This window comes from Janthinobacterium psychrotolerans (assembly GCF_001677885.1).
Classification (GTDB): Bacteria; Pseudomonadota; Gammaproteobacteria; order Burkholderiales; family Burkholderiaceae_D; genus Janthinobacterium; species Janthinobacterium psychrotolerans.
This window is the reverse complement of the sequence record NZ_LOCQ01000058.1, coordinates 191,921-209,222: the sequence shown is the minus strand read 5'-3', so window position 1 is coordinate 209,222 and position 17,302 is coordinate 191,921. Positions and strand designations below refer to the sequence as shown.

Here is a 17,302-nt window from a genome sequence, read left to right as displayed (position 1 = left end):
TCATGGTGGGCGCTGGAATGCCGGGAGTGCGGCTTGTGAAGGCTTGCCGCCTTAAACACAGGGGAGTTGACTTGACTGCTGAATTGATGACATCGGGTGTACCCCTCAGGCGCGGGCAAAAAATGTCGCGTGTCGCACTGGTCTTTTTCGCGCTGCTGTTCGCCGCTGGCGCCTGTATGGCCGGGGCGTGGCCGGTGCACGTGAGATTGTTTTCCCTGACGATCTGCGCACTGTTTCTTTGCGTTGCCGCCAACAGGAATGCCATAGCGTCGCCAGGCAAGAGTTTGCTGTGGAAAACCATGCCGCCGCTATCGCGTGCGGCGTGGCTGGCGTGTATTCTGTTGTTTGCGTTGTCAGCTGTCTTGCGGCTGGCAGATATTTGACTTTTTCTTGACGAAGGCACCCCATGAAAAACCTCCCGCAACTGCGCGCCCGTCTCCTGGTATTCGGCGGCCTGCTCGGCATGTCCGCCTATCAGATCATGCTGCATGTGCAGCATCCGGCCCTGATCGACAACGATCTGGTGCACGGCCTCTGGCTGGGCGCCTGTTTCGGGCTTGAGCTGCTTGGGCTGTATTTGCTGGCCAAGCAAAGCCGGGTACCGGTGGCGCGCAAGCCGGATCGTTCGTAGCCACGGTGCCTGGCAGCGAATTCAAACCGCATCAAACTGCCTGATACGCCATGGCCCTGTACTTCAATCTGGCGCATGGAACCAAGCCGCTGCCTCATGCGGCCGACTTCCCGTGGCCGTTCGATATCGACCTCTGCTTCGAGCCTGTACCGCATCCCGTCACGTTCAGCGAAGGCGTCGGCCATGGCGCCGCCGGCTGTGCCGTGTCCGCCGTCGACGCGCTGCAGCCAACATGGCGGGCGCATTTCGACATCACGCAGTCATGGTGGCTGATTCCCTATATCGAGCGCCTTTCGCAAGGCGTGCCGCTGCCTCGCGCTGAAATCATGCGCCGCTATGTCGATCTGCATGGCAGGCAGCCGGAGTGCTACCAGTCGAGTTACGCTTGACGACAATGTCAGTGTCCGGCCGCCGGCAGCACCGCCGTATCGCGTCGATCACGATCTCGTGTGAGAGTTGCTGCTGGCGCAGGCGCGAACGCCACCAGGCCCAGTTGACGCCCAGCACGAACAGGATAAACACGGCAAACTTGGTCAGCGCGGCCGGTAGCGAGATGAACATGCCCCACACATTGAAGCCCACCAGCATCGGCACGATGGTGAAGCCGATGGTCATGCCGAGGATGATCGCCGCCAGGGAGAATGAGCTCAAGGCCATGCCGGCGCGGATGTCGCGCACTTCATGAACGAAGGTTCAGATCGTCCGCAGCCGCGCCAACGCCAGGTTCAGCGTCTCGTCCCGCTTGGCAAAGCAGAAGCGCACGATGCCCGACTCCTTGCCCTGCGCGTAGAACGCCGAGACGGGAATCGCCGCCACTTTCAGTTCGGTGGTCAGCCACTCGGCGAATTGCGCTTCGCTGTCCTGCGAGATGGCGGAATATTTCACGCATTGAAAATAGGTGCCGTCGGCGGGCAGCAGTTCGAAGCGGCTGCCGGCCAGGCCGGCGCGGAACAGGTCGCGCTTGCGCTGGTAAAAGGCGGGCAGCTGCAGATACGGTTGCGGATCGGCCATGTAGCTGGCCAGGCCGTGCTGCATCGGCGTGTTGACGGTAAACACATTGTACTGATGCACCTTGCGGAACTCCGCCGTCATGGTCGAGGGCGCCGCCACATAGCCGACTTTCCAGCCCGTCACATGATAGGTTTTGCCGAAGCTCGAAACGATAAACGCGCGCGCCGCCAGTTCGGCGTGGCGGCTCAGGGAAGCGTGCGGCACGCCGTCGTAGACCATGTGTTCATAGACTTCGTCCGACAGCAGCACGATCTGCGTGCCGCGCACGATGTCGGCCAGTTTTTCAAGGTCAGCCACGCGCACGATGGTGCCGGTCGGGTTGTGCGGGGTGTTGATGATGATCAGCCGCGTTTGCGGGCTGACGGCGGCGGCCAGCTTGTCCCACGGCACGCTGTAGCCGCGCTCGTCCACTTCCATGGCTACCAGCACCGGCACGCCGCCGGCCAGCGCGATGGCCGGCAAATAGCTGTCGTAGGCCGGTTCGATGACGATTACCTCGTCGCCCGGATGCACGCAGCACAAAATCGCCGTGGTCAGGGCCTGGGTGGCGCCAGCGGTGACCGTGATTTCGCTGGCGGCGTCGTAGTCATGGCCGTACCGGCTGGCGATCTTGGCCGCGATCGCCTCGCGCAGGGGCGCCGCGCCCGTCATCAAAGGATACTGGTTGTTGCCGGCGCGCATGGCGTCGCTGACGGCATCGATCAATGCCGGCTCGCAGTCGAAATCGGGAAACCCCTGGCCCAGGTTGACGGCGCCGTGCTGGGCCGCCAGCGCCGACATGCGGGTAAACACCGTGGTGCCGACGGCGGGCAGGCGGGTGTGCAGGACGGGAGTCAGGATGGGATGCGAAGATGGATTCATGGCTGTGCGGAAGTGGAAACGTTGCTTATTCTAGCGCAGCGTGCCAGCCTTCCGGCACCATGATCCTGAACATGCCGGCCTTGGCCGTCTTGCGCGCCAGTTTCAGCAGCGCCTTATCCTTGGTGATGAGCACATCGGCGCTGGCGTCGCGCGCCAGTTCCAGGAATTTCTGGTCATCCTTGTCGGTGCACACGGGCAGGCGCACGCCCGAGACCGCCGGCGCCACCACCGTGATCAGGGCGTCGAAACGGGCGGCGGCCACCGCGCGGCTCGCTTCATCGAGCGGCAAGTGTTTGTAGTGCAGTACCACCAGGTATTCGGCGCGGCAGTCTTCGCGCGTGATGGCCTGCACCGCGCCGCTTTCCATGGCGGCCAGCAAGGGCGCCCAGCGCGGATCGTTGAAGACGAACAGGTCCAGGCAGACATTGGTGTCGAGGACGAGTTTTTGTGGAGCAGGTATCATGTCGGCAATTCTATTTTGTAGTGAATATTATGTTGATCGTGCTTTCGCCCGCCAAGAGTCTCGACCTGGAGACGCCGCCAACCACCTCGTTGCACAGCACCCCCGATTTTCTCGACCATTCCGCGCAGCTGATCGAGCGCATGCGCCAGTTTTCGCCCGCCGAAGTGGGCAGCCTGATGGGCATTTCCGACGCCTTGTCGAGCCTGAACGTGGCCCGCTACGCATCGTGGACGCCGCAGCTCGACGATGCCCGCCAGGCCATCATGGCCTTCAACGGCGACGTCTACGCCGGTTTCGAGGCGCGCACCCTGCAGCCTGCCCAGCTCGCTTACGCCCAGTCGCAGGTGCGCATTTTATCGGGCCTGTACGGCTTGCTGCGCCCGCTCGACCTGATCCACCCGCACCGGCTGGAAATGGGCACGCGCTTGTCGACCGCACGCGGCAAGGACCTGTACGCGTTCTGGGGCGACACCATCACCAACGCCCTGAACCGCACGGCCAGCGAGCAGCAAGCCAAAGTGCTGCTCAATCTGGCGTCGGAAGAATACTTCAAGTCCGTCAAGCCGCGCCAGCTGAGCGTGCCGGTGATCGCGCCCGTGTTCGAGGACTGGAAAAACGGCAAGTATAAAATCATTTCGTTCTACGCCAAGCGCGCGCGCGGCATGCTGGCCAGGTATGCGGCGGTCAACGCCATACGCGACCCCGAGCAGCTGAAGCAATTCGATGTCGATGGCTATGCTTATGTGCCGGAGGCATCGAACGACAGCAGCTGGGTGTTCCGGCGCAAGGTCGCCGAGTAAGAAAAAACCGGAGCAAGCTCCGGTTTTTTATTGCTTACTGCCAGAAATTCCACCAGCGGCGTTCCTTTTTTACCCCTTCAGGGCTGAGGAAGGCGGTGGTCGGATAGTTCTTGGTCAGCACGCGCAGGGTGTCGTCGCGCAGGTCGGTCATGCCCAGCTTGTCGTACGAGCGGTACATGATGAACAGCGCTTCTTCGATCGCCGGCGAGGCGGCGAAGTCCTTCACAGTCGTTTGCGCGCGGTTGGCGGCGGCCAGGTAGGCGCCGCGGCGGTAGTAATAGCGCGCCACATGGACTTCGTACTTGGCCATGGCGTCGATCAGGTAGTTCATGCGCGCCAGCGAATCGGGCGTATACTGGCTGTTCGGGAACTTGTCGACCAGCTGCTTGAAGGCCGCAAACGCTTCGCGCGTGGCTTTCGGGTCGCGCTCGGTCGGGTCCTGTTCGTACAGGAAGTTCATGAAGCTGATCTGGTCGTTAAAGCTGATCAGGCCACGCAAGTAGTACATATAATCCACATTGGCGTGGTTAGGATGCAACTTGATGAAGCGTTCGACAGCGGCCAGTGCCTGCGCCTGGTCTCCCGACTTATAATACGCGTAAGCGATCTCCATCTGCGCTTGCAGAGCGTAGTTGCCGAAAGGGTAGTTAGCCTCCAGCTTCTGGAACAGTCCGATTGCAGCCTCATAGTGCTGGCCGGACATTTCTTCACGCGCCTCCGAGTATAATTTCGTAACAGACCAGTTTTTGGTCTCATCCACTTTTTCCGGCAACAAGCTGCAAGCGGACATGCCGAGCAGAACGACTGAAGCGACTACCAACGATAATTTTTTTTGCATGACGTTTTGCAAGAAGGTTTTAACCAAGATTTTACAATAGGCTGATTATAGCCGATGGGAATGCTGTGATATTAACTCCGAAGCCTAATTTGGCTGACCCCGTGTTTGACTCCCTTTCTGAACAAGACGCGGACGACGTCTTTGACGGCGATTTTGGCGCCGACGAGATCGTCGACGACATGGCGCCGATCGAACTCGAGCTGACGCCGGACGCCTGTGGCCAACGCCTCGACAAAGTCATTTCCAAGCTGGTGCCGCAGTACTCGCGCAGCCGCTTGCAGCTGTGGGTCGAGGCTGGATTCGTCACCGTCGATGGAAAAGTTGCCAAGCGCAATATGACCGCGTATGGCGATGAAAAGATCGTCATTCTGCCGCAAAGCGCGCCGGAAGACGAGGCTTTTAAGCCCGAAGCGATGGAATTGAACATCGTGCACGAAGACGAGCATATCATCGTCATCAACAAACCTGCCGGACTGGTGGTGCATCCCGGGCCGGGCAACTGGTCGGGCACCTTGCTCAACGGCTTGCTGCACCACTGCCCGCAACTGGGTGGCGTACCGCGCGCCGGCATCGTGCACCGCCTGGACAAGGATACCAGCGGCCTGATGGTGGTTGGCAAGACGCTGGCCTCGCAAACCGACCTGGTGCGCCAGTTGCAGGCGCGCACCGTCAAGCGCGAATACTTTGCGCTGGTATGGGGCACGCCGAAACCGTCCGGCACCATCGACGCCTCGATCGCGCGCCACCCGCGCGACCGCGTGAAGATGGCCGTGTCGGAAAACTTCACGGCCAAGCCGGCGATTACCCATTACGAACTGCTCAACAGCGGTGAGCTGGACCGCCGACCCGTCAGCCTGATGCAGTGCCGCCTGGAAACCGGGCGCACCCACCAGATCCGCGTGCACATGCAGCACCTGGGCTTTGCGCTGGTTGGCGACGCCGTCTACGGCAAGCAGCACCTGGTGTCGGTGTTCCCGCGCCAGGCGCTGCAAGCGCGCCGCCTGGGCCTGGTGCATCCGGGCAGCGGCCAGCCCTGCGAATGGATCGTCCCGGTGGCCGACGACTTTGCCGAGCTGCTGGCCACGGCCGGCATTGCCGAGCCGGAACAGGTGTAATGGCTGGCTTGCCCGTCATGATTCCGCACTGGCCCGGCCTGCCCGCCAACGTGGGCGCGCTGTCGACCACGCGCGCGGGCGGCGTCAGCCTGGCGCCGTATGGAGACGGGCAGGGCGGCGGCGGCCTGAACCTGGGAGTGCATGTCGCCGACGACCCCAACCACGTGGCGCAGAACCGGGCGCGGCTGGCGGCCATGCTGCCGGCGCAACCAGCCTGGCTGAACCAGGTGCATGGCGTGGCGGTGGTCGATGCCGCCAGCCTGGCCGGAACGGTCCCGGACGCCGACGCCAGCGTGGCGTCGACGCCGGGCGCGGTCTGCCTGGTGATGACGGCCGATTGCCTGCCGGTGCTGTTCAGTTCAAACGACGGCCAGGTGGTCGGTGCGGCCCACGCGGGCTGGCGCGGCCTGGCCGCTGGCGTGTTGCAGCGCACGGTGGAAACCATGCGTGAGCGTGGTGCTGCCGATATCCTGGCCTGGCTGGGGCCTGCCATAGGCCCACAGCAATTTGAAGTGGGGCAGGAGGTGTTGCAAACGTTTCTCGACGGCGCGCTCGATGCCGGCGAGCGGCAGGCGTTCCAGGCGGCGTTTGCGGCCATCGCCGGCAAGCCGGACAAATTCCTGGCCGACATGTATGCGCTGGGCCACCTGATGCTGGCGCGGGCCGGCGTGACGCAAGTGTCGGGTGGGCAATATTGCACCGTCAGCGAGGCGTCGCGGTTTTATTCGTACCGGCGCGACGGCGTCACGGGAAGACAGGCCAGTTTGATCTGGCGCAAATAACCTCGGCGCACCCCAGCGGCAGGCACTTATGTGTCTGCCGTTTTTGTTTTATCGTCTGTGTCTGCCTGTTGCTGCCGCCTGCGTTTGCGCCGCCGCGAACCCGTCAGATAGAATAGGATCGACAGCGGTACCACGCAGTACAGCAAAAACGTCATCAGGCCGGCGACGACGGACGGTTCCGTCAGCGCCATCAGGCCGACGACGTAGATCCAGGCGATGGCGGTCATCAGCATCATCTGGCAGGACGATCAGTAAAGTTTTGCATGCAGGACCCAGGTAGCGACGACTTTTTAAATTCTTGAATGGACTTAACCATATGAATATGCCCGATCCTCAAGCAATGACCAAGGAGTGGATGGCGCAGATCGGCGACCCGAACCACTGGAAGACGTGGTTCAACATGGTGCCGCAGCCAGCAAGCAATCCGATTGCCGGCATTTTGCAGGATGCCGGCGCCAGCATCAAGCCGGAAGTGATCGAGCAACTGAAAAATGCCTACATGGCCAAGCTGACGGGCTTGTGGGCAGACTTTATGGCCGGCAAGACGCCGGAGGTGAAGGACCGCCGCTTTGCCGCACCGGCCTGGCACGCCAGCCCGCTGTCGGCCTTCAACGCGGCAGCCTATCTGCTCAATGGCGAATTCCTGACCGCCATGGCCGACGCCGTGGAAGCGACGCCGCACCAGAAACAGAAGATCCGCTTTGCGGTGCAGCAGATTGTCGACGCCATGTCGCCGGCGAACTTCCTGGCCACCAATCCCGACGCCCAGCAGACCCTGATCGAGACCAAGGGCGAAAGCCTGGCCAAGGGCCTGAGCAATATGCTGGCCGACATGCAGAAGGGGCGCATTTCGCAATCGGACGAATCGGCCTTCGAGGTGGGCCGCAACGTCGCCACCACGCCGGGCACGGTGGTGTTCGAAAGCGCGCTGTTCCAGCTGATCCAGTACACGCCGACGACCGCCACAGTACACCAGCGTCCGCTGTTGATGGTGCCGCCGTGCATCAATAAATTCTATATCCTTGACTTGCAGCCTGAAAATTCGCTGGTGCGCTACGCCGTCGAGCAGGGCAATACCGTATTCCTGATGTCCTGGCGCAACGCCGACATGAGCATGCAGCACATCACCTGGGACGATTACGTGGAGCAGGGCGTGATCGAAGCGATCAAGGTCACGCAGGATATCTCGGGCCAGGAAAAACTCAATATGTTCGGCTTTTGCGTCGGCGGCACCATCGTCTCGACCGCGCTGGCCGTGCTGAAAGCGCGCGGCCAGGAGCCGGCCGCCAGCCTGACCCTGCTGACCACCTTCCTCGATTTCTGCGACACGGGCGCACTGGAAGTGTTCATCGACGAGCCGCAAGTGGCGCTGCGCGAGCAGAGTCTGGCAAAAGGCGGGCTGATGTCCGGACGCGACCTGGGCAGCACTTTTTCCAGCCTGCGCCCGAACGACCTGGTATGGAACTACGTGCAGTCGAACTACCTGAAGGGCAAGGAGCCGCCCGCATTTGACTTGCTGTACTGGAACAGCGACGGCACCAGCCTGCCCGGACCCATGTTCTGCTGGTACTTGCGCAATACCTACCTGGAAAACAGCCTGAAAGTGCCGGGCAAGCTGACGGTGGCCGGCGAAAAAGTCGACTTGTCGAGCATCGATGCGCCGGCCTTTATCTACGGCTCGCGCGAAGACCATATCGTGCCCTGGGGCGCGGCCTATGCCAGCACGGCGCTGCTGAACCCGAAACAGCCCAAGGCCAACCGTTTTATTTTGGGTGCTTCGGGCCATATCGCTGGCGTGATCAATCCGGCCTCGAAGAAGAAACGCAGCTACTGGAGCAATGACCAGCCTGTTTCCGCGCGTGCCAGGGCCAAGGTCCTGAGCGCCGAGCAGTGGATGGAAGGCGCCACCGAGCACCCTGGCAGCTGGTGGCCGGAATGGGCCGCTTTCCTGGCCCAGCACGGCGGCGCGGACGTGAAAGCACCCGCCAAGCCCGGCAACAGGCGCTATCCTTCCATCGAAGCGGCGCCCGGGCGCTACGTGAAGGTGAGGGCGGACTGAGCTGCTGTCACTCGCACGGCAAGGCCGGGCAACATGCCCGCCTTGTCAAGAACTTACTTTTAGTTGCGTTGCAATAAAACCCGGAAACTTCGGCACGAATGTGCAACGTCGCCGTTTTCCACTCTATAATGCAAAAAGTAAGCAGGTGCGAAAGCGAACCTTGCGTTCGCTTTTTTTTCGGATCAACTCAGTATGCGCTGCGGCGCAATAAGTGGAACTTCTGATGAGCAGTGCAAAAAAAAGTATAGACCGCCTGATTAAAAAATACCCTAACCGCCGGCTGTACGATACCCAAACCAGTTCCTACATCACCTTGACGGACGTCAAGCAACTGGTGCTGGACAATGAAGAATTCACGGTCGTCGATGCCAAATCGAGCGAAGACCTGACGCGCAGCATCCTGCTGCAGATCATCCTGGAAGAAGAGGCCAACGGCGCGCCGATGTTCTCGAGCGGCGTGCTGTCGCAAATCATCCGCTACTATGGCCACGCCATGCAGGGCATGATGGGTTCCTATCTGGAGAAGAACGTGCAAGCGTTTACCGATATCCAGCACAAGTTCACGGGCACCTCGGCCGGCAGCTTCGAAGGCAAGCCGTTCAGCCCTGAAATGTGGACCCAGTTCATGAACGTGCAGGGCCCCATGATGCAAGGCATGATGAACAACTATATCGACCAGAGCAAGAGCCTGTTCGTGCAGATGCAGGAACAAATGCAGAACCAGAGCAAAAGCCTGTTCGGCAACTTCCCGTTTGTGCCGCCGGTGGTGCCGCCAACGGACAAGAAGTAAGCAGATTGTTACTGTTCAGCTCGGTTTGCGCCGCCTGGCAGTTGTATTCGCAGCATAGTTGTGCAGCCCAGGGGCGGCTCGGGGTACAATAGCCGATTCGCCTCACCATTTCCCAGCTGCCAACTATGTCTGAAATTCACCGTATTCCTGTTCCTTCCGCCCAGCCCGAGGCCATGCTGGCCATGCCAGGTGCGGCGCCGAAAGTGGGCTTTGTCTCGCTCGGTTGCCCGAAAGCGCTGGTCGATTCCGAACAAATCCTGACCCAACTGCGCGCCGAAGGCTACGAAACGGCGAAATCCTATGCGGGCGCCGATCTGGTGATCGTCAATACCTGCGGCTTTATCGATGCCGCCGTGCAAGAGTCGCTCGACGCCATCGGCGAAGCGCTGGCTGAAAACGGCAAAGTCATCGTGACCGGTTGCCTGGGCGCCAAGAAAGATGCTGCCGGCGACGACATCATCATGAAGGTGCACCCGAAAGTGCTGTCCGTGACGGGCCCGCATGCGCTGGCCGAAGTAATGGATTCGGTGCACTTGCACCTGCCGAAACCGCATGCGCCGTTTCTCGACCTGGTGCCGCCGCAAGGCGTCAAGCTGACGCCGAAACACTATGCCTATCTGAAAATTTCCGAAGGCTGCAACCACCGTTGCAGCTTCTGCATTATTCCGTCGATGCGCGGCGACCTGGTGTCGCGTCCGATTGGCGAACTGATGATCGAAGCGGAAAACCTGTTCAAGGCCGGCGTCAAGGAATTGCTGGTCATTTCGCAAGATACCTCGGCCTACGGCGTGGACGTGAAATTCCGTTCCGGTTTCTGGAATGGCCGCCCGGTCAAGACCCATATGACGCAGCTGACCGAAGCGCTGGGCGAACTGGCCAAGTCCTACGGCGCCTGGGTGCGCTTGCACTACGTCTACCCATACCCGCACGTCGACCAGATCATTCCGATGATGAGCGGCGGCCATATCCTGCCTTACCTCGATATCCCGATGCAGCACGCCCACCCCGACGTGTTGAAGCGCATGAAGCGTCCGGCCAGCGGCGAGAAAAACCTGGACCGCATCCAGGCCTGGCGCGCGATCAACCCGGATCTCACCATCCGTTCGACCTTTATCGCTGGCTTCCCCGGTGAAACGGAAGCGGAATTCGAGTATCTGCTGGACTTCCTCAAGGAAGCGCAGATCGACCGCCTGGGCTGCTTTGCCTATTCGCCGGTGGAAGGCGCGACCGCCAACGAGATCGCCAATCCGGTGCCGGAAGAAGTGCGTGAAGAGCGCCGTGGCCGCGTGATGCTGCTGCAGGAAGAAATCTCGAAAAAGCGCCTGCAGGCCAAGGTCGGCAAGACCGTGCGCGTGCTGATCGACGAAGTGACCCGTACCGGCGGCGTGGGCCGCTCCAGCGCCGATGCGCCGGAAATCGATGGCGTGGTGTATGTCAAGCCGCCGTATGAGCCGCACCGTAAACTCGCCGTCGGTCAGTTCTTTGATGTAAAAATTACGTCAGCGGACGCGCACGACCTGTGGGGCGCTGCCGAGTAAGCAGGTGTAACAACTGTACGGCAGTCAAGCGCGCTAGCCCTTACAATCAAGGCGGACCAGCAATATTGCGGGTCCGCCTTTTTTAATTGTCGCCGCCATGACCACACCAAAATCGCTACAGACCGCACTGATCCACAGTGACTACCAGGCGCCGCCTGGTTTTTCCGCCTTTCCCAACGCTATCCACCATGCGTCCACCGTGCTGTTCAAGGATGTAGCGGCCATGCGATCGGGCAACTGGAAGGACAAGAACGCCTATACCTACGGCCTGCACGGCACGCCCACCACCTTCACGCTCGAAGCGCGGCTGGCCCAGATCGAAGGCGGCCAGTATTGCCTGCTGGCGCCGTCGGGCCTGGCGGCGATCGCCATGGCCAACCTGGCCTTGCTCAAAAGTGGCGACGACTTGTTGCTGCCGGAAAACGTGTATTACCCGAATAGCGAGCTGGGGCGCTGGCTGTCGCAGGATTTCGGCATCACCACGCGCTATTACGATCCACTCATCGGCGCCGGTATCGCCGCGCTGATACAGCCGAACACCAGGCTGATCTGGACGGAAGCGCCCGGTTCCGTGACCATGGAAGTGCCGGACCTGCCGGCCATCTGCGCCGCCGCCCATGCGCGCGGCGTGCTGGTGGCGCTGGACAATACCTGGTCGGCCGGCCTGGCACTGCGCGGCTTTGACCTGGGCGCCGATATCGTCATGCAGGCGCTGACCAAATACCAGTCGGGCGGCTCGGACGTGCTGATGGGTTGCCTGACGACCCGCGAGCCCGCGCTGCACGACCGCCTCGCCTTGGCGCATATGCGCCTGGGGCTGGGCGTGGGGGCGGACGATGCCTACCTGGTGCTGCGCAGCCTGCCGACCATGAAGCTGCGCTTTGACGCGCATGACGCCGGTGCGCGCGCGGTGGCCGGCTGGCTCAAGGGCAGGCAGGAAATTTCCACCGTGCTGCACCCGGCTTTCGAGGATTGCCCTGGTCATGACATCTGGAAACGCGACTTTACGGGCGCCGGCGGCTTGTTTTCCGTGCTGTTCGACGCCAGCTATACGGAACAGCAGACCGACCGCTTTGTCGATGCCTTGAAATTGTTCAAGATCGGCTACAGCTGGGGTGGCGCCAACAGCCTGGTCATGCCTTATCGCATCGCCGGCATGCGCAAGGGCTGGCGGCACGGTGGCCAGCTGGTACGGTTCAATGTGGGACTCGAAGCGCCGCAGGATCTGATCGCCGATATCGAACAGGCGTTCGCGGCGATGTAGCGGGATGTGGCTGGACGGGCGGGAAGCGGCAGGCCGGCTGGCCCGCCGCGAAGCTGCCTTAGGGCATGGGATTATTATTGTTCAGGTCGATAAAACCGCGCAGCAGCCGGTAGGCCTTCCACAACCAGGCCAGGCCCCATACCGCGAGGGCGACCGGAATGCCGATCAGCGTGATCCACAGGATGGCGCCGACCACGATCCAGAACACATACCACCAGAACGAGCGGATCTGCCAGTCGTGATGGCTGTGTACAAACGTGCCGGCCGACTCGCCGCGCTTCAGGTAGTTGATGATCAAAGGAATGAAGGACAAGGCGCCCAGCGAAAACACGAAGCTGGCGCCGTGCACCAGGTACAACCACCAGGCCAGGGTCTTGGCTTGTTGGACATTGTTATCCAGAATAAGTTGTTGTGACATGTGTGCTCCCTTGCTTGCAATGGTTTTAATTGTAGCAAGCCGCCATGCGCAGGGGCGTACGCCATGCAAAGAAAGAGAGTTCACCAGTGCGATATAAAGAACAATTGACAGCCTTCGTGCGCCATCTGCGCCGCGGCTGCCAGGCGCTGTTGCTGTGCGCCGTGGCGCAGGCGGCCCAGGCCGCTGGCGGCTCGCTGGCTGGCGATATCGGCGCGAGCTTGCAGGAAGAAGGCTTGAGCGGCGCCGTCTGGAGCGAAGTGCGCGATGACGGCGCCATCAGCACCGGCGCGGCCGGCCTGGCCAATGCCGCCAGCAAGGCGGCCATGCGCGCCGACACCAAAGTGCAAGTGGGCTCGGTGGCCAAGGTCGGCCTGGCGCTGGGCGTGCTGCGCCTGGCGACGGAAAACAGGCTGGCGCTCGACACACCTTTGGCGCAGATACTGCCCGACCTCAAGCTCAAAAATGCGTGGCAGGGCAGCGATCCGGTGCGCATCCGCCATCTGCTCGACCACACGTCCGGCTTGGATAACGTCCGCTTCTGGCAGGCCTTCAGCAGCAAGGCCGCCGCCGGCACGCCGCTGGCCGACGCTTTTGACGGTGGCGGCGGCCTGCTGCGCGTGCGCGACCGGCCGGGCAGCCGCTATGCCTATTCGAACATGGGCTATGGCATCCTCGGCATGGTGATCGAAAAGGTCACGGGCCAACCCTACGAGCGCTATCTCGACGCGCAGGTGCTCGCACCCTTGGGCATGAAAGACAGCACGTTCGGGTTTGTCACGCAGACCGGCGCCAAACCGGACGCTCGCCTGGCCATGGGTCACTTTGAGCACGGCGTCACGCATGCGGCCATGCCCATGTATTTGCGGCCGGCAGGGCAGCTGACCACCACCGCGCAGGACATGGCCAGGCTGGCGCAATTCCTGCTGGGCGACGGCAAGGCGCAGGGCAGCGCGTTCATCACACCGGCGCTGATGCGGATGCTGTCGCGGCCAAACGGCACCGAAGCGTCGCAGGCGGGGCTCGACGCGGGCCATGGCCTCGCGCTGGCGGTGCGCGACCGCCACAATGTGGTCGGCGAGTGCCATCCTGGCACCACCGCCGGTTTTCGCGCCATGCTGTGCATCTATCCTGAACAGAAAAGCGCGTTTTTCATCGGCTTCAATACCGATGCGGAGCACGCCGACTACGAACGCTTCAACCGCCTGCTGATGCGCGACCTTGAGCTGCCGTTGCGCCCGCCCGCCGCCCATGGCGCGCCAGCGCCGACGGTGGAGAACTTCCAGGGCGTGTATGTGCCCGCGCCCAGCCCGATGGCCAGCATGGCCTGGCTCGACGCGGTGTTCGGTTTCGTGCGCGTGAAATGGGACGGCGATTCGCTGTTCCTGATTCCGTTCCAGGGCGAGCCGAAGGAACTCGAACCGGTGGGCGGCTTTCTGTTTCGCGCCAGCGACCGCAGCGCGCCGTCGCACGTGCTGCTGCAAACCGATGGCCGCCATGTGCTCAGCGACGGCCTGCACAGCTACGAGCGCGTGTCGATGCTGCGCATGCTGGTGCTGTGGGGCAGTCTGGCGCTGGGCGTAATCGGCCTGCTGTATGTGCTGGTGGTGGGGCTGTGGCGCGCGGCTGGCCGCAATTTGCCTCGCAACGATCATCTGTTCGCACCCTTGCTGTCGCTGCTGGCGCTGCTGCTGCCGCTGCCGTTTTTTTACTTTCAATCGTTCATGCGGCTCGGCGACGTGACCTTTGCCAGCGTGCTGGCGGCCCTCGTCACGGGCGCGCTGCCGCTGGCCGTCGCCGTTGGCCTGGCGCGCTGCTGGCGCACGCGCGGTACCGGCGCGGTGGAAAAGCTGGACGCGATACCGCTGCTGGCGGCGCTGCAGCTGCTGCTGGTGCTGGCCTGGTGGGGACTGCTGCCGCTGCGCCTGTGGCAGTTGTAGTCAGCGCCAGCGTTCCATCCAGCGGCGCCACCAGCCTGGCCGTGGTCTGGCATGGCCGGCATGGGCGGCGCGCTTGTGACTGAAGCTGGCGGCCGCCATCCGCAGGCCGATGCGGTCAATCGCCGCCATGGCGTCCGCTTCGTCCTGGGACAAGCCATGCAACAGCGCTTCGGCGCGCGGCGCCTGCAAAAAGGCGTGGCGTTTGGCCTCGTCGGTGTAGAGCACCGCCAGGTAGGCTTCGAGGGCGGGAGAGCTCATGCGGATCTTCCTGCGCGCAAGGCGGCGCGCGCCAGCGCCAGCTGGCCCAGCACATGCCCGAACGACGGGTAATTGCCGTCGCGTTCAACGATCACCGTCAGCGGCTGCGGCGCCTGGCGCGCCAGCGAGGTCAATAGATCGAAGACCTCCGGCGGCACATCGTGCAGATGGTCGTCCAGCAGGCGCCGGCCCGCGCCGCCAGGTTCGTCCACCCAGTGGCCGCCACTCAAGTGCACGGCGCCGACCCTGGCCAAGGGCAGGCGCAGCAGCATTGCCTGCGGATCCAGGCCGCTGTTGACGGCGTTCGCATACAGATTGTGCAGGTCGAGCAGCAGCGGCACCTGCGCGCCGTCGATGATATGCGCCAGCCATTGCGCCTCGTCCATGGTGCTGGCCGGCGGGTTGACCAGGGTGGCGATATTTTCCATCAGCGGCGCGCTGCCGACGATGCGCGTGGCCAGCGCGATATTGGCCACGGCGCCGGCCACGCTGGCCGGCGTGCGCGGCGGCGCGGCCAGGTGGCCGATCTCGACGCCGCCGGCGCGCACGAAGCTCAGGTGCTCGGACCACGATTCGGCTTGCACGGCGTTCATCAGGCGCGCCATCGCCTGCAGCCGGCGCGGCTCGGCGGGAATGGTTGACGCCAGTCCCATGCCGACGCCGTGCAGGGTGAGCGGCACCTGGCGCGCCAGGCTGCGCAGGGCGTCGATGTCGCCACGGCCGGCGCGGTAATAATCGTCGGCAATCACTTCCAGCACATCGATGTGCGCCAGGCTGGACAGGATGCCGGCCGCCAGCTCGCCGCGCCAGCCCAGGCCGACGCGGTCCCTCTTAACTTCCACAGCCGCCACCACCGCAACCACCGCAGCCGCTGCCGCCCCCTCCGCAAGACGAGCCACCGCCATCGCCGCCGGACGAAGCATCGCCGGAGCCGCCCGAGGAACTGTCGCCGCCCGAGTTGTTGAGCGGCCTGGGCGCGGGGTACATCTCGCCCACATAGGCATACACCGACAGCGGCAGGGCGGCCACGCCAAAAATGGCCGCCAGCAGCGCCATGTCGGCCGTGCTGGTGCCGGGCGCCAGGCGCGCCGAACGCATGTTCAGGCGGCCGAACAGCATGCGCAAATCTGTCAGCAGCCGCTGCGCGCTCCAGCTGGTCGCCTGCGTGCGCAAGCGGCGCAGCTTGAGCAAAAACGCCGCCGTCAGGATCGCCAGGAACAGCAGGTTGTAGTGCTGGTGGCTGATGGCGATGATGGCCTTGACCAGCGCCACCGTCAGCAGCAGGTAATGCACGACCCAGGTGAGCTTTTCGCGCCGGCGCAGGAGCGGCGGGCCGACCAGCAGTTCATGGTCCGTCAGGGTTTGCCGATAGTCGTTACAGGAAGGGAAGGCCTCTGCCTGCACCGCCAGCTCACGGCTGTGGCCCTGGCGGCCCAGGTAAAGCCGCAGCACGTCGCGTTCGATGTCGCGCGTGGCGTAGCGCAGACTGTCGGCGCTGCTCGTTTCCAGCAGCGGACCGTCGGCGCGCAGCAGGCCGCGGTCGACCAGCACGATGGCGGCTACCTTCACGGCTTCGAGCGCGCCGCCGCGCAAGAAGGCCACCAGATAGGGATCGTCCGCCAGGCTCAGTTGCGCATGCGGATTGCGCAGCTCCCGGCGGATCAGCAGCTCGCGCACGCCGTAGTACACCAGCAGCCCGAACACCAGGTAGGCGGCCAGGAACCAGGGGCCGGTCCAGTAAAACGGATTGGGGCCGGTCACCGCAGCTGCTCCGCGTGCTTGCGCAGGTGTTGCGTGATCGTCATCAGGCCAGTAAAGGTGGGCAGGGCCAGGCCGGGCGCCAGGCGCGCTGTTTCGCGCGCCACCGACATGCTGTGCAAGGCCGTGTGCAGGGCAGGCTCGCCGAGCCGGTCGACAAACGCTTCGAGCGCCTGCTTGCCCGGCAGGGCAGGCTGTCCGTCCAGCTGCGCCAGCGAGGCGGCCGCCGAACGCAGTGGCCCGGCCGCGTCGGCAATCGCGCCTGCCAGCTGTTCCTCGTTCAGGCTCAATAACAGATAGCGCTCGCGCATGCGCAATTGCTGGTTCAGCAGCACCTGGCGCAATCGCCGCAGCACCGCCTCGCGGCTGGTGTGCAGGCTGGCGAAGGGATCGCTGCCGAACAGTATCCTGTGACGCGCGATGATGTCGGCGAATTTGACGGCAAAGGCGTCGGCCGCCGGCGCCAGTTCGTCTTCCAGCAAAAACATCACCTGCAGCTCGACGGCGGCGTGCGCCAGGCGCAAGGGCGCGCGCAGTACATCGGCCGACTGCGGTGTAAAGCGCCGCAGCAACAGCAGCAGGTTGACGTCGGACGTGGCGCGCAGCTGGCCGTCGGCGGCGGAACCGAACAGCACGGCCGCTGTCAGGTCCGCGCCGAAGGCGTTTTGCGCGGCGCCGACAAACAGCGCCAGGTGGCGTTCGATCTCGGTGGGCAAGGGTGGCTGCATCGCGTCTTCTTTCAGGGTTGGCAAGCAAGGTGTTCACTTATTTGCAATATA

The 17,302-nt window shown here is 63.1% G+C and carries 21 protein-coding genes; 11 read left to right on the top strand and 10 right to left on the bottom strand.

The annotated features are described in order from the left end of the window. Nucleotides 1-71 precede the first annotated feature (71 nt). The 3 genes from ASR47_RS17790 to ASR47_RS17780 are packed head-to-tail and all read left to right on the top strand — an operon-like array spanning nt 72 to nt 1,020. Nucleotides 72-383, top strand: coding sequence for a hypothetical protein (locus tag ASR47_RS17790; RefSeq protein ID WP_150127859.1), 312 nt, complete (start codon nt 72-74; stop codon nt 381-383). Between the two features lie 23 nt (nt 384-406). Next, a complete protein-coding gene (locus ASR47_RS17785; RefSeq protein WP_065309115.1) occupies nt 407-631 on the top strand; it encodes a hypothetical protein in 225 nt (74 codons plus the stop codon). A gap of 50 nt (nt 632-681) precedes the next feature. Continuing rightward, a complete protein-coding gene (locus ASR47_RS17780; protein ID WP_065309114.1) occupies nt 682-1,020 on the top strand; it encodes a hypothetical protein in 339 nt (112 codons plus the stop codon). On the opposite strand, the gene ASR47_RS27110 is transcribed toward ASR47_RS17780, so the two are convergent. The 3 genes from ASR47_RS27110 to ASR47_RS17765 are packed head-to-tail and all read right to left on the bottom strand — an operon-like array spanning nt 956 to nt 2,966. Continuing rightward, a complete protein-coding gene (locus ASR47_RS27110) occupies nt 956-1,282 on the bottom strand; it encodes a hypothetical protein (RefSeq protein ID WP_150127858.1) in 327 nt (108 codons plus the stop codon). The two genes, ASR47_RS17780 and ASR47_RS27110, sit on opposite strands and share 65 nt — an antisense overlap. A gap of 42 nt (nt 1,283-1,324) precedes the next feature. After that, on the bottom strand, nt 1,325-2,503 hold the full coding sequence (locus ASR47_RS17770; RefSeq protein WP_065309112.1) for a pyridoxal phosphate-dependent aminotransferase: 1,179 nt from the start codon (nt 2,501-2,503) through the stop codon (nt 1,325-1,327). Between the two features lie 25 nt (nt 2,504-2,528). After that, nucleotides 2,529-2,966 (bottom strand): putative toxin-antitoxin system toxin component, PIN family, encoded by a 438-nt coding sequence (locus tag ASR47_RS17765; protein ID WP_065309111.1) that lies wholly within the window; start codon nt 2,964-2,966, stop codon nt 2,529-2,531. Between the two features lie 29 nt (nt 2,967-2,995). Between ASR47_RS17765 and yaaA the strand changes: the two genes are divergently transcribed. After that, a complete protein-coding gene (gene yaaA, locus ASR47_RS17760) occupies nt 2,996-3,766 on the top strand; it encodes a peroxide stress protein YaaA (RefSeq protein WP_065309274.1) in 771 nt (256 codons plus the stop codon). 34 nt (nt 3,767-3,800) lie between these two features. Here yaaA and ASR47_RS17755 read toward each other — a convergent pair whose 3' ends face one another. Further along, entirely contained in the window at nt 3,801-4,604 is an 804-nt protein-coding gene (locus tag ASR47_RS17755) for an outer membrane protein assembly factor BamD (RefSeq protein WP_065309110.1), read from the bottom strand. 101 nt (nt 4,605-4,705) lie between these two features. Here ASR47_RS17755 and ASR47_RS17750 point away from each other — a divergent pair, with 101 nt between their 5' ends. Then, nucleotides 4,706-5,719, top strand: a complete 1,014-nt coding sequence (locus ASR47_RS17750) for an RluA family pseudouridine synthase (RefSeq protein WP_245714393.1) — start codon at nt 4,706-4,708, stop codon at nt 5,717-5,719. Beyond that, on the top strand, nt 5,719-6,501 hold the full coding sequence (gene pgeF, locus ASR47_RS17745) for a peptidoglycan editing factor PgeF (protein WP_065309108.1): 783 nt from the start codon (nt 5,719-5,721) through the stop codon (nt 6,499-6,501). Before ASR47_RS17750 ends, pgeF begins: the two co-directional genes overlap by 1 nt. Before the next feature lie 26 nt (nt 6,502-6,527). Here pgeF and ASR47_RS17740 read toward each other — a convergent pair whose 3' ends face one another. Continuing rightward, complete coding sequence (locus ASR47_RS17740; RefSeq protein ID WP_245714392.1) at nt 6,528-6,728, bottom strand: hypothetical protein; 201 nt, start codon at nt 6,726-6,728, stop codon at nt 6,528-6,530. Nucleotides 6,729-6,817: 89 nt separating this feature from the next. Between ASR47_RS17740 and phaC the strand changes: the two genes are divergently transcribed. The 4 genes from phaC to ASR47_RS17720 all read left to right on the top strand — a co-directional run bounded on the left by phaC (nt 6,818) and on the right by ASR47_RS17720 (nt 12,152). Then, nucleotides 6,818-8,560: a class I poly(R)-hydroxyalkanoic acid synthase gene (phaC, locus tag ASR47_RS17735; RefSeq protein WP_065309107.1), complete on the top strand. Its 1,743-nt coding sequence runs from the start codon at nt 6,818-6,820 to the stop codon at nt 8,558-8,560. Between the two features lie 223 nt (nt 8,561-8,783). Next, nucleotides 8,784-9,350 carry a polyhydroxyalkanoate synthesis repressor PhaR gene (gene phaR, locus ASR47_RS17730; RefSeq protein WP_065309106.1) on the top strand — a complete coding sequence of 189 codons (567 nt, stop codon included), beginning with the start codon at nt 8,784-8,786 and terminating at the stop codon, nt 9,348-9,350. Nucleotides 9,351-9,532: 182 nt separating this feature from the next. Beyond that, entirely contained in the window at nt 9,533-10,888 is a 1,356-nt protein-coding gene (gene rimO / locus ASR47_RS17725; protein WP_171898986.1) for a 30S ribosomal protein S12 methylthiotransferase RimO, read from the top strand. A gap of 97 nt (nt 10,889-10,985) precedes the next feature. Beyond that, entirely contained in the window at nt 10,986-12,152 is a 1,167-nt protein-coding gene (locus ASR47_RS17720) for a cystathionine beta-lyase (protein ID WP_065309104.1), read from the top strand. A gap of 58 nt (nt 12,153-12,210) precedes the next feature. Here ASR47_RS17720 and ASR47_RS17715 read toward each other — a convergent pair whose 3' ends face one another. Beyond that, nucleotides 12,211-12,570, bottom strand: a complete 360-nt coding sequence (locus ASR47_RS17715) for a DUF4870 family protein (protein ID WP_065309103.1) — start codon at nt 12,568-12,570, stop codon at nt 12,211-12,213. An 86-nt stretch (nt 12,571-12,656) separates the two neighbouring features. On the opposite strand from ASR47_RS17715, the gene ASR47_RS17710 reads away from it, so the two are divergent. Continuing rightward, complete coding sequence (locus ASR47_RS17710) at nt 12,657-14,507, top strand: serine hydrolase domain-containing protein (protein ID WP_171898981.1); 1,851 nt, start codon at nt 12,657-12,659, stop codon at nt 14,505-14,507. On the opposite strand, the gene ASR47_RS17705 is transcribed toward ASR47_RS17710, so the two are convergent. The 4 genes from ASR47_RS17705 to ASR47_RS27505 are packed head-to-tail and all read right to left on the bottom strand — an operon-like array spanning nt 14,508 to nt 17,251. Further along, entirely contained in the window at nt 14,508-14,765 is a 258-nt protein-coding gene (locus ASR47_RS17705) for a hypothetical protein (RefSeq protein WP_065309101.1), read from the bottom strand. After that, nucleotides 14,762-15,607 carry an MbnB/TglH/ChrH family RiPP precursor modification enzyme gene (locus ASR47_RS17700; RefSeq protein WP_065309272.1) on the bottom strand — a complete coding sequence of 282 codons (846 nt, stop codon included), beginning with the start codon at nt 15,605-15,607 and terminating at the stop codon, nt 14,762-14,764. The genes ASR47_RS17705 and ASR47_RS17700 overlap by 4 nt, the downstream gene beginning before the upstream one ends. Continuing rightward, nucleotides 15,597-16,526, bottom strand: coding sequence for a TIGR04222 domain-containing membrane protein (locus ASR47_RS27510; protein ID WP_065309100.1), 930 nt, complete (start codon nt 16,524-16,526; stop codon nt 15,597-15,599). Before ASR47_RS27510 ends, ASR47_RS17700 begins: the two co-directional genes overlap by 11 nt. Then, complete coding sequence (locus ASR47_RS27505; RefSeq protein ID WP_065309099.1) at nt 16,523-17,251, bottom strand: nucleotidyltransferase domain-containing protein; 729 nt, start codon at nt 17,249-17,251, stop codon at nt 16,523-16,525. The genes ASR47_RS27510 and ASR47_RS27505 overlap by 4 nt, the downstream gene beginning before the upstream one ends. Between the last annotated feature and the right edge of the window lie 51 nt (nt 17,252-17,302).

Excerpts from the sequence above, each read along its gene's own strand:
- ASR47_RS17785 (WP_065309115.1), top strand. The coding sequence starts at position 407 with ATGAAAAACCTCCCGCAACTGCGCGCCCGTCTCCTGGTATTCGGCGGC.
- ASR47_RS17780 (WP_065309114.1), top strand. The coding sequence starts at position 682 with ATGGCCCTGTACTTCAATCTGGCGCATGGAACCAAGCCGCTGCCTCAT.
- ASR47_RS17770 (WP_065309112.1), bottom strand. The coding sequence starts at position 2,503 with ATGAATCCATCTTCGCATCCCATCCTGACTCCCGTCCTGCACACCCGC.
- ASR47_RS17765 (WP_065309111.1), bottom strand. The coding sequence starts at position 2,966 with ATGATACCTGCTCCACAAAAACTCGTCCTCGACACCAATGTCTGCCTG.
- yaaA (WP_065309274.1), top strand. The coding sequence starts at position 2,996 with ATGTTGATCGTGCTTTCGCCCGCCAAGAGTCTCGACCTGGAGACGCCG.
- ASR47_RS17755 (WP_065309110.1), bottom strand. The coding sequence starts at position 4,604 with ATGCAAAAAAAATTATCGTTGGTAGTCGCTTCAGTCGTTCTGCTCGGC.
- pgeF (WP_065309108.1), top strand. The coding sequence starts at position 5,719 with ATGGCTGGCTTGCCCGTCATGATTCCGCACTGGCCCGGCCTGCCCGCC.
- ASR47_RS17740 (WP_245714392.1), bottom strand. The coding sequence starts at position 6,728 with ATGACCGCCATCGCCTGGATCTACGTCGTCGGCCTGATGGCGCTGACG.
- phaC (WP_065309107.1), top strand. The coding sequence starts at position 6,818 with ATGAATATGCCCGATCCTCAAGCAATGACCAAGGAGTGGATGGCGCAG.
- phaR (WP_065309106.1), top strand. The coding sequence starts at position 8,784 with ATGAGCAGTGCAAAAAAAAGTATAGACCGCCTGATTAAAAAATACCCT.
- rimO (WP_171898986.1), top strand. The coding sequence starts at position 9,533 with ATGCCAGGTGCGGCGCCGAAAGTGGGCTTTGTCTCGCTCGGTTGCCCG.
- ASR47_RS17720 (WP_065309104.1), top strand. The coding sequence starts at position 10,986 with ATGACCACACCAAAATCGCTACAGACCGCACTGATCCACAGTGACTAC.
- ASR47_RS17715 (WP_065309103.1), bottom strand. The coding sequence starts at position 12,570 with ATGTCACAACAACTTATTCTGGATAACAATGTCCAACAAGCCAAGACC.
- ASR47_RS17705 (WP_065309101.1), bottom strand. The coding sequence starts at position 14,765 with ATGAGCTCTCCCGCCCTCGAAGCCTACCTGGCGGTGCTCTACACCGAC.
- ASR47_RS27505 (WP_065309099.1), bottom strand. The coding sequence starts at position 17,251 with ATGCAGCCACCCTTGCCCACCGAGATCGAACGCCACCTGGCGCTGTTT.